Here is a 15,907-nt window from a genome sequence, read left to right as displayed (position 1 = left end):
TTATATCATGGGGTGGAAATAGTTTTTAGACAGAACCTAGTCAAATCCGTGGGGAAAACAACTTCACTTTTTGACTGATTACTGTAATGAAATAAAAAACTCGTTGCGTCATGCCAATTTTTCGGCAAATGTTTTATCCCATCTTTTAACTGTCTATCATGTAAAGTTACAATTCCATCGGCTAACTGGTTGATTGCTCGTAAAACATTTTCTTTATTTTCTTTTACAAAACGGTTTTGTTTTTCCTTTATGCTATTTTCTAAAAAACATCTTACCTCGTCAATTTGATATTTCCGATGGCTACCCGCTGTCCTAATAGTCGGTACTAATTTTCCTTCTTTTTCCCAACGGCGTAATGTTGAAGAAGTAACATTCAATAATTCTGCTACTTCACCTATAGACATATACTTCATTAGCTGCGCACCTCCTAAACTTATATATTTTTTTGTATAAGTTTTATTAGGAGTAATAATAATCTAAATTTTCTGAAAAGTAAATTTTTAAAAAAATAAAAAAATTAATCAAATATAAATACATCGCACGACTCGATTACCTCTACGTATTTCGCTCATCGTCACTTCACCAAAAACCTCAAATTTCTCTCGTTTTACAACCGGAGCTGAACAAATCCAAACGCGATGCATAGCATCTACATCTAACAACTTTTGAACTGATTTCAATTTGTTGCTAGTATCTATTTCAAACGCAACAAAATTTTCACCATTATAAAACTGCCACATAACATCTATACGCCCATTCAACACCTCATACTCTAATACACCTACAGCATTAAATGCTGCAGCATATGCAGCTAAGTAATATTGAAAACGATTATGATAGCTCCCCCTTTTGACATTTCCTATACTATATCCGCATTTTTTTAATAAACGATTCTTTTTCACCTGCTCTTTTGTTGGTGTGTACTGCTTGTGGAACTGCTGAGCCTTCTTACGCACAAGCAATAAAATTTCCTCTATCTCCATGATAACTCCTCCTAAAATTTATTTTTTATCATACTTAGGGTTTCTGTGAAATTGCCACCTGCTAATTATTATTTTTCTCCATTATTTTTAATAATTAATTCATTTTCGCAAAATTACTCATCAGATTTGGCTATGACCTCAAAAAGCGTGTTTTCGATACAACATATCAATAAATAAGTGTCAGTACTATGTAAATAAACCTATTTCTTTACTAAAGATTTTTTAAAAAATCGATTTATCAAAAATAGTTAACATATTAATTGTCGATAATTGATAAAAGTTCGTAACAAAAATTTTTAAAACGAACAAAAAAAGCCCGTTAGAACCGTTTTTTAGCTTATTTCAAGCTGTCAAATGGTTATTTCCACACACGCGCTTTGCTTCGATCCAAGTTAGTTGTCGCATTTTATCTTTTTTAAATAAATGACATACTCAAAATAACTACACAGCTTTTTTGTGTTGAAACTGCCCGTTAGAGACGCTCTACGGGATACTTTTTCGCTATTTTTAGCCAAAATGGGGAGAATACATTGCGTAAAATTGATAATTATTTGATTTTTATTACTAAATAAATTTTTTTATTGACAAAATATACAGGATATTTGTTAAAAAAAGATTTTTCCATGCGCGAATAGACATTCTTTGTCACTTATTCTTAAATATGTCGTATCCAAAACACGCTACTTGAGCTCATGAGCGATTTCTGATAGCTCATTTTGTTTTAGAAAATTAAAAAAAAGAAGCCGCTTTTTGCGACTTCTTTCAAAAATTAAGTCATCGATTTCGTAAAATATTTTCGCTATATTACTAAATACGCAGCAGCAACTCCCAACACAACTGATAAGCCAATGAAAAGCAATTGAATGCCGACAAATTCGTTTCTGTCAGCATTGCAAAATAAATACACTAGCATTTAATACCTCTTGCGCACTGTACATTTTCATAAGAACATAATCATCTGCTTTCGGCATTTCGTACTCATCAAAATTCCTTGTAGCTATGAAATGAATCGCTCGTTTGATTCACTATATACAAGATGATGAAATGATTGATTGCAACTCATCTTTATAAATAAATTAATTAAACAATTAATATTTTTATAAATTAACTAATTAATTTACATAATAAAAAAGAAGCCACATTGGGCTCCCTTCAAACAATTATTCATATTCTTTTTCAAATGATTTTGTACTACGAACCGTATCAATTGGGCGTACTAACGCTTCAATTTCTTCACGTTTATGTTCAAAGAATGGTGGTAATGATAATTTCTCGCCTAACGTTTCGTAGGGTTCATCGCCTTGGAAACCAGGACCTTCCGTAGCAAACTCGAATAATATCCCATTCGCTACACGTACATATAATGATTCAAAGAAGAAGCGATCTACATAACCTGACGTACGGAAACCAATTGTTTCTAAACGTTGTTGCCATTGTAAAAGTTCTTCTTTATCACGAACACAAAATGCTGCATGGTGCACTGTACCAAAGCCTTGCATACCTGGTGATAATTGATCATTAAATTCGACGATAACACGCGCACCGTTCCCACCTTCACCTACTTCAAATAAGTGAACATCATCTTGTTGTGCAATTTTTTTGTAGCCCATTGCTTCTGTTAATACAGCTGAGAAGTAATCAATGTCCGCAATACGAATCACAACTGGACCTAAACCTGTAATAGCAAATTCCTTTGGCACAGGACCGTTTGCCCAAGGTTTACCTGATGGTCGCCCTTCATTTGTTTCATCTGAAACGAATTGATATTGTTGTTCATCAAAATCTTCAAATGCTACTACTTTCACATCAAATTGTTGTTCAATTCCTGTATGTTTCACACCTAAACGATCAAAACGTTTTACCCAATATTCTAGCGCAGCGTCACTCGGAACGCGGAATGATGTGCGGTGGATTTCATTTGTACCATGTCTGCCTTTTGGAATTCCAGGGAAATCAAAGAATGTCATATCTGTTCCTGCATTCCCTTCATCATCTGCAAAGAATAAGTGGTACGTTTGAATATCATCTTGATTGACCGTTTTTTTCACAAGACGCATTCCTAATGTATAAGTGAAAAATTCATAGTTTTTTTCTGCATTGCTTGTGATTGCTGTTACGTGGTGCATACCTTTTAAGTTTTTCATCGTTTATTCCTCCTGTTTTTAAACATCTTTATTTTTAATATCTTAATTTAAAGATATAGTACCATGTGAATTTTGTTCTGTCAACACGTATACGATTTAAACAAAAAAAAGAAACTCATGCTATCTACATGAATTTCTTTTTGTTAGAAAATATTCTGACTGAAGGGATAAATATTATTCCTTCTGAAGTACTTTTATCTTTTTTCTAATTATTGTTAAATTTAATTTATTTAGGTATGAAAGCATTATTTGCAAAAAAAGTAGTGCGTACAGAAACCGCCTCCCTCATTAAAAAGAAACATGGTGCCTTTTTAGAAGCTTTTTTATCAAATGTTTTAAATCCAAAAGTCATTGTTTTTTTCTTAACATTTTTATCACAATTTAGGACAGATTCAAGTCATGCAACACGTGATTTTCTATTAAAGGGTAGCACTTATGCTATTTGTACAATTATTTGGTTTTCTCTTTATGTTATTTGTCTGTATTATATTCGCGAATGGTTATTATCTCCAACGGTTCAACTTTGGATGGAGCGCACAACCGGCATCGTTTTAATTGGTTTTGGCATAAAGCTTTTATTTACAAAATCGGCAGCGGTTTAACATACGCTAACAACTCGTTCAACCGTCGAATTTCATACGTTGGTTGAACTTCTGAAATATTTACTTTCGCTGTTGGGTTGAACCAACACGTATCAATACCATAATTTTGACCGCCTTTAATATCTGAGGTTAGCGAGTCTCCAATCATTAATACAGAACTTTTATCCTTTAACTGTAGTTTTTCAAAAGCATAATCAAAAATTTCCTGGCTCGGTTTTTGATGACCTACTGTTTCAGAAATAATGAGTGCTTCAAACTTTTCCGAGAAAGAACAAAGTGCAATTCTTGCCGTTTGAACACGTTCAAAACCATTGGATATGGCAGCTATACGTACATGGTGCAATGGTTGAAATAAATTTTCTGCACCCGTTATTAAAAATGGTTGCATACCTAAAAAATGTAAATAAGTATCATTAAACGCTTTGGCATCCAATGTTAGATGATGCTTATCAAACAATTGTTGAAAACGCTCAGTCCCTAAATCGCTTAAAGTTAATTGCTGCTGTTCTAATCGTGACCAGAGCTTACTACTGATTTCTTGATAATCCGTTAAATAATCTAAAGCATTTAAATTATATGCTTCAAAAACTTGCGTAAATGCTCTTTTCTCCGATTGTTGAAAATCAAAAATCGTATCATCTAAATCAAACAATAAAACATCGTACTGTTTCTTCATTTAATTCCCCACCATTTCTTTACATTACAAATTCATTATACAATGAATCTACGATAGCATGCACAGGGAACAATTGATTAAGCAGTGGGATGATCTATTAGAAAAGAGCTCTTTTTTGAGGTGTTCTTTTTTCAATTGCTGGAAACGAAGCAAGCAATTCATCTTCAATTAAATCTAACAATAAATGCGGCTGCACGCCTTCATCATGGCGCATTCTGCATAATTTTAAGACGACTAATTTTGTTGCAGCATCTGGGCGTTGCCACACAAAGCCATCTGATTCTCGATTGAGCGCCTCTTGCCACAAATCAATATAATCTTGATTTTGTGTTTGTTTCATCACTTTTGTAAATAATTTTTTATTGTATTCTTTTTGCTCAACCATAGCTGCTTCCATAATACGGTCCTCATATCGCGATAAATTTTTCCATGATAATAATGTTTTGAGTGTATGATAACGTGTCTGGGCAACGCTATTTTTTAAATTAGCAATTAAAAATGATAATGCTTCGTGACATTCGTACCCTTTCCAGCGAAATTTTTTAATAGCAAGTGCCGCTGCTTTTCTTTCTTGATCCGTTCCTGAGTCTAAATAGCTATAAATATAAGGTAATGCTTCTATCCGATACGTGTCCCCTAATTGATGTGGTGTCATTGAATGAAAATCAATTTGATGTTTGTGCATGACTCAAACCTCCTTTAGCTATGTGCGTTTAGTATGGCACTTCATGAAAAAAGGCTCAATATACGATTTTTTATTTATGACAACAAAACCCACCGGAAAATAGCTCATTTTTTAAAAATCGACACCTTTTCATAGCCGATTTCTCATTTATTGAATATTTTCAGCTTTTTATTTTTCAAGTACACTAGCTATACATCATCACAGCTTGAAATTCTAACTTCCACTATTATTCTTGCCACATCATAACAGTCATACTTTCGCTTTAGATTTCTATAGAAGATTCTCTGATTAAACAAGTTGCTGTTTCCGTCGATGAATTGGCATTAATAGGAAATGAAACGATCGTTGATTTAGGCGAACAATTGATTACGCCAGGTTTACATGACTTTCATGTGCATTTATTTACCGGAGCTCTGCAACTAGTATGCGTCGATCTCCATGATACAAAATCGGTTGATGAAGTTATTCAAAAGGTGAAAAATTATGCAGCAAATCATACGAAGCCATGGATTATTGGCTTTGGTTGGGATCATGGTGGCTGGGAAGATGATGCACTACCAACAAAAGAATTGCTAGATGAACATTTTCCAAATCGCCCAGTGCTTTTAAATCATTTGGAATGTCACTATTGCTGGGTCAATAGTGCGGCGCTTGAAATCGCAGAAATTACCGAGACAACGAGCAATCCCGAATTTGGTGAGATCGTGCGTAACGATGTTGGTGAAGCAACGGGTATTTTAATTGAAAAAGCACAAGATTTAGTGCAAAAAATTGCCTATTCGTTTAGTGACGAAGAGAAAATCGAGATGCTGCATACATTCTTTGATTTAACAGCGCGTTCCGGTATTACGTCGATTAATGATATGTATGCCCCATTCTCGGAGTTTTTAGATGATTTTTCACTGCTTCTGCAATTAGAAAAAGAGCAACAACTCAAAGCGCGCGTCTATTTACAACCACGTATGGATGGCGACTTAGCGGAAGCACATCATTTTAAACAGCTCTACAAGCATCCAAAAATTAAAATGAATGGTCTCAAGCAATTTGTTGATGGCGTCATTACAAGTCATACTGCGTATATGGTGGAGCCTTCTGCAGATGCCAATCACGCTGGCACAACGACATATGACTTACAAGCGATGAAACAATGGATTGTCGATGCCGATAAAGAAGGCTTTAGCGTGCGATTACATGCGATTGGTGATGGTGCTGTGAAATTCTCATTAGATGCCTTTGAGGAAGCGCGCCGCGTCAATGGTCATATGGGCACACGTCATACAATTGAGCATATTGAGTGCATTCAGCCCGAGGACATTAGACGTTTTGAAAAATTAGATGTAATTGCTTCTGTGCAGCCTTATCATATTGCAGCATTAGAGCAAAAAGTTTATTTAGAACGCTTAGGCGAAGAACGCTTTGCGCGCACTTATTTTGCAAAAACACTATTAAATTCCGGTGCAAACGTGGCATTTGGTAGCGATTTCCCTGTTGTCAGTATTGATCCAATGCGCGAAATCTACCATGCAATAACACGTATGGATAATACGTATCGCCAACCATGGGGACCTGATGAAAAAATGACGATGGCTGAAACGCTGCGTGCCTATACACAAGTGCCAGCATATGGCTGTTTTAATGAAGACAAGGGCGGTACGATTGAAGCAGGAAAATACGCCGATATTATCGCCTTTGACCAAAACTTATTTACTATTGCTCCAAAAGACATTTTAACAACAAAAGTAGCGATGACGATGTTAAATGGAGAAATTATTTTCGAACGAAAAGCTGTCACCCATTGATTTCATTCTCCATTTATGAGATAATTAGTTTCTTGCTGATTTTGTATGGCATTTTATGAGTATTTTTGAACATACTTATTCATTCTGGCGCAACCACGGAGTTGCAAGGACGCGAAAGCAGGTAGGGTTCGTGTTGCTTAAGTTAGAAAATAATCCAATGAAAATTACCGCGGTCTATAATTTTTTAAAATAATATTCTCCCGAAGATGGGATCGATACAACATAGAAAATTAGCAACAAACAGAGGGCTCCTAGATGATTCTAGGGGCCCTCGTCTAATTTATTTCATCGTTAAACAGCGATTTTTCGCATCACAACGCTTGCAGATTCTTCCTTGGCTTGATTCATCTTGACAATCTCCACAATTAGGACATACTGCAAAAAAACTATTTCCTCGATGTGCATTTTCACATAAATTGGCAAGTGCCATTCTTGCTTGTTTACTCTCCTGCTCAAATAACCAATCAACATCTGACTTTGAGCGTGCACTTTCTTCTTCCTCAGGCGATAGCCAACGTTCTTTTTTCATTGCTTTTTGCATTTTATAAATGGGTGAGCCACATGAACAACGGCGCATTCCCCATTCGCAACGACAATCATAGTTTTCACAAATATACTCTTCTTCGTCACCCTTCTTTCGCTGCAACTGTCCTCGTGAACCGCACATGAAACAATGGCTTCGAATACCCAATTTAAATAATTGCAGGCGAATGAAACGTTCAAATACACGTTTTGATAAATCATTTTGTGTAAAAGGAAATACTCCATATTTCATAGCACCATATTTTTGAAACATTGTTGAATCAATAAAATTTGTTCCCAATGTAAACACTTTATGCAATTGTTCATATGGCATATGTCGTTCATAATCGGCTTGTGAATTTGTAGGGTAGACAATAAACGTATCTACTTGTTCTTGATGCGTATATAATTGATCAATTTGCGACATGGTCGTAGCTTCACTGAATTGTACAACTGTTGGAATAAATCGTACTTGTTGTTGCTGCTCCGTATCTAAACGCGTCATTTGCAAATCAATTTCACAACTACGGTGGCGGCGTGTGATGTCAATCAATATCGTATCTTTTTGCAACGAAAATGTCATATCTTCACGTGTAAAAATATAGTCCTCTAAGTTAGCACTCATATTAAAAACAATTGGCGTTGTTTCAACAAACTTCATGCTCTGTAAAAAATGAAGCATATGTAAAAAAACTTGATCTGTATAATACGTTTGATAATCAATACAATCATGTAACCGTTGCACTTTTTCTTGCTGTAATAAGTGTTGATTGTACAATTGATACAATATTTTATAATCTTTGTTGTATAAAAGCACTTGATTCGGTTGAATATAGCCATGTAGTATACGCAATTGACTAAACTGTCGAATGGTTTGTCTCGTTAATTTATATAATGTTCGTAATTGAAGTTCCACTTGCGTAAAAAATTCCTTATAGTTCGTTAAGCGATACGTTTCTTCTTCTGCCATCGCTCGCAAAATATCCAATTCTAATTGTGTATGGCTATTTAAAAGATTTAGTTCAATTGTATGTAAATCATCCTGTAATTGCTTTAATGTTTTTCGAATTTTTCTTTCTAAACGATAAGCAAATGTTAAAACAAAACGATTTTCAAGCACATCTATGGATTCTTCATTAAATTCCTTCATCAACCTTTGAGGAACGGGACGGTTGACTGTAGATTTCGCCCACGTCGTAGTATCTTGCATAAAATGTTGCATCGTACGCGGCGTAATTTTATCAATTTCAGCCGCACTAACGAGCATTTCTTCGGTATCTAAGCGCTTTTTAGGGTTGCGTAAAATACGTTGTAGATGGCGTGTGATTTCCTGACGATAATGATAAAACCACATGTCGGTATTTTCAGGATTTTCAAAACTTTCCTGTAGCTTTTGAAACATGCCCTCCCAACTACGATTATCATAAAAATCTGCTAATTCAACTTTATCAACTTGTAAAATGGTAGCTGTATCTAAAAAACTATTTTTCCACGTCAAATATTGTTGTTGAATTTGTTCTAGGCAATAAGCCGTTGGTTGCAATCCACGTGCTATATTTAAGCTACATTGCCAGTGATACAATGTACCATCTTCTTCATACTCCACTACTAATGTTGCCGCTTTGCTTGTAGCAAGCGTAAAATAATAAATGTCTTCTTTTTCATCAAATGTATGAAATAACGCGTCGTTTAATTTTAATTTATGCGGTCTACAATTGGAAAATTGCAAATAAAAATCCATTTCATATAAATTCATCGTTTGACGCTCATCATATGGTCGAAATTCTTCCTGTTGCCATCTATTACGAACATAAAGCATAATCTTATCTTGCATTACGCTTCACCTTACTTATTGCTTTAGCTGTTTGTGAATTTGGTAAATCACGTTGTATGATGGCGATAATTTTATCCATAGCAATTTCAAATTCTTCATCATAACTTGGCATAATTTTAGGTACAATTTTTGAAACGATTTGTAAGTCTCTAGCATGTACTTTTGGCCAATTATTTTGTGCATACGTTTGTAAAAATGTACGCATATGACGGCGGGGACGATTCCCTATTTCTAAAAATAAATCCTCACTCAGTACTTTCATCACTTCATTAATTGGTTGCATCATTGCCGAAACATCTTGTTTTTGTAACGCCATATTTTGAGCTTGGAAATCGCTAAAACGTACGCTTGCTTCCGAGTCTACTGCTTCCATATTCCCTACTTTATGACTTAATGCTGCTTGGAAATCCAATACTTGTGCACGGTCATAAATTTTATCGCTTAATGTATACGTTGAATCATCTTCATTGATTGTTCCAATAAAAAATACATTGGGTGGAATTCTTAATTTATTGCCATCGACAATATACTCTGCTAGCGTACCTGTTGTGCGCCCCATTGTATCGAATAATTCGATTACTTGTTTACTTTGCTCAAGCTCTAGCTTTGAGTTGAAATCAGAAAAATAATATTCGACACGCGCTAAGTTCATTTCATCCAATACAATGAAATAAAAACGGTCGCGATTTTCAGGTAGTTGCGCTTTAAATAATTCTTCGGTAAATTGTGTCGCCATAAATCGATCATTGAAATGATTATAAAAACCAATCAAATCCGTTTTACTTTTCCAAGTTGGTTGTACCGCGATTGTTTCACACACACCACCAAGTGCATGCGCTACAATTTTAGGTAAACTTGTTTTCCCTGTACCGGAAAGTCCTTTTAAAATCATAAAACGCGTACTGCGCATTGCCGCAATAAATGCTTGAATAATTTCTTCTGAAAATTCGTAATTCCCTTGTGCTGCAACGTTCATAATGCGCTTCACAACAGCGGAGTCCCCGGGATATTTTAGCAACGTATCTTCTGTTTTTTGATGCTGTTCAATTAAAAGTTGGAAGCTTTCAAAGATGCGACTTTCATCTGAAACTGCCTCTTGCTCACGTTTTTGATAGCGCATAATTTCTCGTTCTAAATTTTGCATACGTACCTTATAGAAAGTCATTTGCCGTTCTGCTGTTTGAGCACGCTCAGCCTCCTGCGTCGTTTGTTCCATAAATTCTTGTGCTGTTGCAAGTGTTGATTTTAAACGTTGATTTTCTTCTTCTAAATAAGCTGCTTTGCGCGTCATCTCATCATGCTGCGTTTGAATATGATGTAAATGCTCCCACTGAATATTTGCTTTAATATACGATGCAATTACCGCTTCTTGTTGTTGCATCGACTGCTCTAAATAATTCACCTTTGTTTCAAGTCGTTGTGATTCGCGTGCTTGAGATTGCAGCTCTTGTTTTTCAAACTCGATTTTTTCAATTAGTGCCATTAATTTATTATTTTTTGCATCATTAAATGCTGCCTGTTTTTGTTGGTGCTCGGCCAATCTTTTTTGCTGTGCAACGAGTTCCATACTTTCTTCGTCTAATTCCTGACGCAACTCTTGTATATCTTCGCGTTCATCTTGAAATTCTTGAATGACTTGTTGCTGTTGTCTTAATTGCTCTTTTAATTTCGTATTTTTTTCGACCAAACGCTCTTGCTGTTGTCGCTCATTCATGAGTTGGCGCGTCGTTTCAGCCAAATCTTCTGAAACGCTTTCATATTGATTTTTGAGTGCTTGAAGTTCATTTTTTGCTTCTACTGTGTTTTTTCGATGGTCGCGATACTTCTCTTCAAGTAATTGATAATTTTGTCGCAACAGTGTTAGTTTATCTTCTGATTCTGTATTTTGTTCAAATAACTTCATCTTCTTCTACCTCCCAAAAGCGAATAAGTTCATATGTATGCAAGCGCACATATGTCAATTTCTCCTCGCATTGCTGTGATGTCATATACTGAGACTCCTCATTAAAATGGCTACTATATTTATTTCTTAATGACACAATTTCATCTAATTCTGATAAAATCGCTACGCGTTGTTCAATTTTTTGAAGCCATTTTTTTTCATGAAGTAAATCAACAATTAACAAAAAGGCTACTAAATCTCGATTACCACTTAACCGGTCATACGTTTTTTCAATATGATTTCGTTCGATTACTTCATGGACCAGTTTATGTAAATTACTTTTCAATGCACGTGGCAATTGTTCATAAATTGATAAAAACTGCGCTTTTGTAACGTTTTTACTAAAGTCTTTGTCATGTGTTGATTTCCAAGCTGTAGGAATCGTCACATGTTTTATGTTAAATGTCGCTAGCACTTCTTTTAAAACCCCTTCAATTACAACATTAAATCCATTAATACCTTCTGCTAATGTCGCAATTGAACATTTTTTTGACTGCGTAACATCGAGCCACTTCTTCTCAGCGCTATATAAATATGGGTAAATGCCCTTAGATACTTTTGCTTGTGCTAACGCTTGAATAATTGATGCTTCTACCGTTTCTTCATCATCAAATTCAAAATCATACATCGTTTGCTCACATTCATCGAGTACATATTCAATACAAAATTGTCCTTCTTTTTGATGACGAAGCACTTCTCGCAAATAACTCGATTCTTTATTAGAGAATGGAGACATCACAGTGACCATTTGTTGTTGAAGTTGCTCTTTCCAATTTATATTTTTACGTTGTTCCTCTGGTACAAACACGCGAATCGGCATAAATCCTTTTTTCACAAAGGAATACGGTTGTTTTTCAAAACGTACATTAGCTATTTCAGCTGGAACTGCCGTGTCATCTGTCATAATATCTGCTGCACGATCTCCGGTAAAAATTTCATGTTTTTGTGCTTCATTAAATTCATGAACAGCTAAATGCATTAATTCATCACAGCGCGGACTATCATAATAAGTACGGTTCATCGCAACATTTTCTTCAAGTTGGAATTGTGTAATCTCTTCACCCGTTGTATATAAATTACCTATATGAATATAATTGAAAAACTTCCCTTGAATCGCGTCAAAAATCATATAACCTTGTTCATATTGATACGTTGTTAATTCTTCTGATTGCCGTGCGCTATACTGTCCTTGCTCTTCTTCAATTAAACCCTTTATAAGAAGGTCCGCCATTTCATAATGCATCATGTCATACCAAGTCGTCGGGATATTCATTTTCATCATTAAAGGTTCAAAAGCAATCGGGCCACAGACATGAATTAACTTTACGAGCGTCTCAGCTAAAATTGATAAATTAGGATTTTGTACAACCCATAATTTAATCGGCACCGCCGCAATTGGATAATAAGCAATTTGTGTATAATCGCGCGTGATTTGATTAAGCTGTTGCTCTCCTTGCCTAAAATTAATAATCGTTTCCAATATAACCATGCTCCTCTATATACGTATAAACATCTGCAAACATTTGCTCCTGACGCAATGTTGCAGCGTCTCCAACAATAACGACTAAGCGCCGTGCACGTGACAACGCAACATTAAATCGATTGCGTGAACGTAAAAATCCAAGTGCACGATATACTTTTTTATGCTGATTACTTCGCACGGTTGAGAGATAAATTACATCACACTCTTTTCCTTGAAAAGCATCTACTGTCCCACATTGCACGCGTTTTTGCAGTCCTGCACTTTCAAGCATTGTTTCAAGCAGTTGCTGTTGCTCTTTATAAAACGTAATAACGCCAATCCGCCCATCGTATTGCGGTGCTTTTTCTAATAATTGACGTACTTCTGTAATAATTCGTTGTGCTTCTTCCCTATTGATATAGCGACCTTGTTCTCCACCAACATGGTATGGAATATCCAACCATGCAATCGCGCGTTCATTATACATTCCTGTATCATTTACTAGTTGTTCACTTGTTAAGCCATGCTCTAAATGTCCATCATAAAACAGTCGGCTGACCAATTCACCAATTACAGGTGTCATCCGAAATTGTTTTGTTAACATTACTTTTTTTGTTATTGGTAATTGTTGATATAATCGCTCAAATAATGATTTTTTATAAATCTCTTCAAACGAATGATCGACTAATTCATGCTCTTGTTCAAATGCTGGCTCTAAAATATGCGGTAGTTGTTTATGATCTCCGACTAAAATAATTTTTTTACCTAAAGCCATTGGGATTAACAAATCAAGTGGGTTAGCCCGCGCTGCTTCATCGATAATGACGACATCAAAAATGGTATCGTATAATCCATGTCTATATGCAACAGCTTGCTGACAAGTGACACCTTTTACTTGTGCATATCGTCCTACTAATTTAGCTAAATTTAAAGGGTCATTTTCAAGTTGTTGTGTATAATCTTTAATAATTTTTTGCTCTTCTGTTAACTTCTCTGCCTCACTTTGTGACTCTAGTGTTTGCAATTCAATAATAACTTCTTTCACAATTTTTTCTAAAGGTTCATATGTATGTACATTAGCTGCCGATGGTCTTTCGACAATTATTTTGCATTGCTCATCTAACATGGCGAGTTGTTCCATGAAGTGTTGCTGTAAGGCATTATCATTTTTTATCATCACGAGATCTTGTCGTGCCCGCTTTACTTGCTTAAATGTTTGCATACTTTGTGTTAGTTGATTAGCATTCATAACAGGTTGCAATTTTTCCAAGAAACTTTTCCACTTCTTCACATCTGCACTCGTTAATTGTTGCGCCTGTTTTTGAAGAGTTGCATATTCTTCATACAATGTAGCATTCAGCGGCATAGCATCCATTGTGCCTTGCTGTGCTTCTTCAACAGCTTGCTGTAACGGGAAAAGTGCCAAGTAGGCTTGTACAGAAAGTGCCTCTTCATCAGCTAAATTAGCCATTAATTGTGCCAGTTGCTGTACTTTTTGATAATCTAGTCCTTCAATATAAGGCATTAAACTTTGACTCATTGTCGCGATGGTTTGACTATAGTGCTCATCTTCTAATATGGTATAGAGCGCATCATTGTTTTTCAATGGTGTTACAATCATTTGAACAATTTTTTTATAGCTATTTAGCATTTGGTCCATATGCGTATCTCCACCAAATCGATGTGCTAACATACCGCTTGTCGCTAACCCTTCCATCGCATTATCTACAGCTAAATGTTGGTACGATGTCAATAAAATCTCTTGTTGACCAATTTCAATAAAGCATTTCATTAACGTTTGAATAACCGCTGTTTTTCCTGTGCCTGGAGGTCCTTGAATAAGCATAATATTATCGGTATTAAGTGCTGCATTAAGCGCTTGTTCTTGATATAAGTCCGCCAGTTGATTATTTAAGAGCCTCGGTACAGTTGGCATTGGAAATCGATGATCGACGCGATAATGATTTTCCACACAGGTTGGGTCGCTTAAAATTTGACCTAAATCTGGCAATACAGCTAGGCCACTCAACGTTTTATCTAATGCAGATTGTCGGCGCTTCATCATCGTTTGTCCCATACTTTTACTAACGATTAACTCACCATGATTTGGGATAACCATTTGCTCCAATGAATCATCATAAAAACAATCCACTTCGACCGTTTTATTTGTAACACGGCGCAGTGTTCCAAAAGAAAAACTCGCTGACTCTCCTTTTAACTCAACCTGTACATTGCCTACTTCTTCATACCAAGGGCTTAAATCATGCTGTCCTTTTAAATGAAAAATAAGTTTTCCATAAATCATTTCATAGCGTTCATATGCCAACATTCCACAACGAGTTGCTTTTTGCTCTAATAACTGCTGTTCAAATCGTAAATATTCATTCCAAGATGCTAAATACTGCGTCGATTTTTCAAAATAATATGGAAAACGCACTTGTTCGTTAAGTGGGCGCTGCTCATTTGTTTCATAAAAAGTGAGCTGCGCATCAAAAACTTTTGCTTGTGCTAAAAGACGCTGATGGCTTAAAGCTTTATAATTTAAGCGACGCTCTTCTTCTACAAATAATTGATCTTGCTTCCAACGTAAGACAAGCACGCGATTTTCTTGTTGCTTTGGTTGCTCGTTACTAAATAAATAATACAACCCACTTGATTCTTCCCGTGCAATATACAAGGCACCATACTGGAAGCTAAACGGGTAATCATGCAATGGCGTATATCGCTGTAAATCTTGAACCACGCCTGCTTTAACGCCCAAGTTAATTGAGACTGTTTCCAATTCTCGGATCAATTCTGTTGGTCGTGCAATCGCGACGACAATATTTCGTTTGTAGATGGATTCTACCCATGCATAAAAAACATGCTGCTGTTCTAGTAAATATTGCACAAGACGCAGCTCCTTTCTATCATGAAGCGCGCCAATAAATTCACCCGCAATATAGCCATGAATCGTATTATCACAAATGCGGAACATTACCTCTTGGCCTACCCATTTTTCAGAAGCATGCTGAATTTGTAATGACACTTGATTTTGTAAGCCGTTATTTTTCAACCGATACATTAACTGTCATCCTTTATTCCTTATTTATTTCATCTTGTAAATCTTTTACTTGTTGTTTCAATTCACGTTCTTTTTGTCCACTTCGCTGCAATGCTTGTTTTAACAGTTGTGTCTCTTCTTTTGCTTTAGTTCGAATTTTTTCAATTAAGTTTTCACTAGGACGTGTCTAAAAACTCTACCTTATTGCGTCAACT

At 35.7% G+C, this 15,907-nt stretch carries 11 protein-coding genes; 2 read left to right on the top strand and 9 right to left on the bottom strand.

All coding sequences use genetic code 11. The features are described 5' to 3' along the window. Nucleotides 1-5: 5 nt before the first annotated feature. From V514_RS0118430 to V514_RS0118415, 3 genes are all read right to left on the bottom strand, one after another. Nucleotides 6-413 (bottom strand): MerR family transcriptional regulator, encoded by a 408-nt coding sequence (locus V514_RS0118430; protein WP_029501235.1) that lies wholly within the window; start codon nucleotides 411-413, stop codon nucleotides 6-8. A gap of 108 nt (nucleotides 414-521) precedes the next feature. After that, a complete protein-coding gene (locus tag V514_RS0118425) occupies nucleotides 522-983 on the bottom strand; it encodes a hypothetical protein (protein WP_029501234.1) in 462 nt (153 codons plus the stop codon). Nucleotides 984-2,143: 1,160 nt separating this feature from the next. Continuing rightward, nucleotides 2,144-3,127, bottom strand: a complete 984-nt coding sequence (locus tag V514_RS0118415; RefSeq protein ID WP_029501233.1) for a ring-cleaving dioxygenase — start codon at nucleotides 3,125-3,127, stop codon at nucleotides 2,144-2,146. 212 nt (nucleotides 3,128-3,339) lie between these two features. Here V514_RS0118415 and V514_RS19510 point away from each other — a divergent pair, with 212 nt between their 5' ends. Then, complete coding sequence (locus tag V514_RS19510) at nucleotides 3,340-3,729, top strand: LysE family translocator (RefSeq protein WP_051392509.1); 390 nt, start codon at nucleotides 3,340-3,342, stop codon at nucleotides 3,727-3,729. Here the strand turns inward: V514_RS19510 and V514_RS0118405 are convergent. Then, nucleotides 3,707-4,405 (bottom strand): YjjG family noncanonical pyrimidine nucleotidase, encoded by a 699-nt coding sequence (locus V514_RS0118405; RefSeq protein WP_029501232.1) that lies wholly within the window; start codon nucleotides 4,403-4,405, stop codon nucleotides 3,707-3,709. The two genes, V514_RS19510 and V514_RS0118405, sit on opposite strands and share 23 nt — an antisense overlap. A gap of 97 nt (nucleotides 4,406-4,502) precedes the next feature. Continuing rightward, complete coding sequence (locus V514_RS0118400; RefSeq protein WP_029501231.1) at nucleotides 4,503-5,090, bottom strand: hypothetical protein; 588 nt, start codon at nucleotides 5,088-5,090, stop codon at nucleotides 4,503-4,505. A 317-nt stretch (nucleotides 5,091-5,407) separates the two neighbouring features. Between V514_RS0118400 and V514_RS0118395 the strand changes: the two genes are divergently transcribed. Beyond that, nucleotides 5,408-6,889 carry an amidohydrolase gene (locus tag V514_RS0118395; protein ID WP_029501230.1) on the top strand — a complete coding sequence of 494 codons (1,482 nt, stop codon included), beginning with the start codon at nucleotides 5,408-5,410 and terminating at the stop codon, nucleotides 6,887-6,889. Between the two features lie 280 nt (nucleotides 6,890-7,169). On the opposite strand, the gene V514_RS0118390 is transcribed toward V514_RS0118395, so the two are convergent. Genes V514_RS0118390 through V514_RS0118375 form a run of 4 tightly spaced genes read right to left on the bottom strand, consistent with a single transcriptional unit; the run spans nucleotide 7,170 to nucleotide 15,713 of the window. Next, nucleotides 7,170-9,245, bottom strand: a complete 2,076-nt coding sequence (locus V514_RS0118390) for a DUF2357 domain-containing protein (RefSeq protein WP_029501229.1) — start codon at nucleotides 9,243-9,245, stop codon at nucleotides 7,170-7,172. Continuing rightward, nucleotides 9,235-11,148, bottom strand: a complete 1,914-nt coding sequence (locus V514_RS0118385; RefSeq protein WP_029501228.1) for a hypothetical protein — start codon at nucleotides 11,146-11,148, stop codon at nucleotides 9,235-9,237. Before V514_RS0118385 ends, V514_RS0118390 begins: the two co-directional genes overlap by 11 nt. Then, entirely contained in the window at nucleotides 11,135-12,667 is a 1,533-nt protein-coding gene (locus V514_RS0118380) for a hypothetical protein (RefSeq protein ID WP_029501227.1), read from the bottom strand. The genes V514_RS0118385 and V514_RS0118380 overlap by 14 nt, the downstream gene beginning before the upstream one ends. After that, a complete protein-coding gene (locus V514_RS0118375) occupies nucleotides 12,651-15,713 on the bottom strand; it encodes a DEAD/DEAH box helicase (RefSeq protein ID WP_029501226.1) in 3,063 nt (1,020 codons plus the stop codon). The genes V514_RS0118380 and V514_RS0118375 overlap by 17 nt, the downstream gene beginning before the upstream one ends. Nucleotides 15,714-15,907: the final 194 nt, after the last annotated feature.

This window comes from Kurthia huakuii LAM0618, from assembly GCF_000505545.1.
Classification (GTDB): domain Bacteria; phylum Bacillota; class Bacilli; order Bacillales_A; family Planococcaceae; genus Kurthia; species Kurthia huakuii.
The sequence above is the reverse complement of the archived record's forward strand: the minus strand, read 5'-3'. Positions and strand labels throughout refer to the sequence as shown.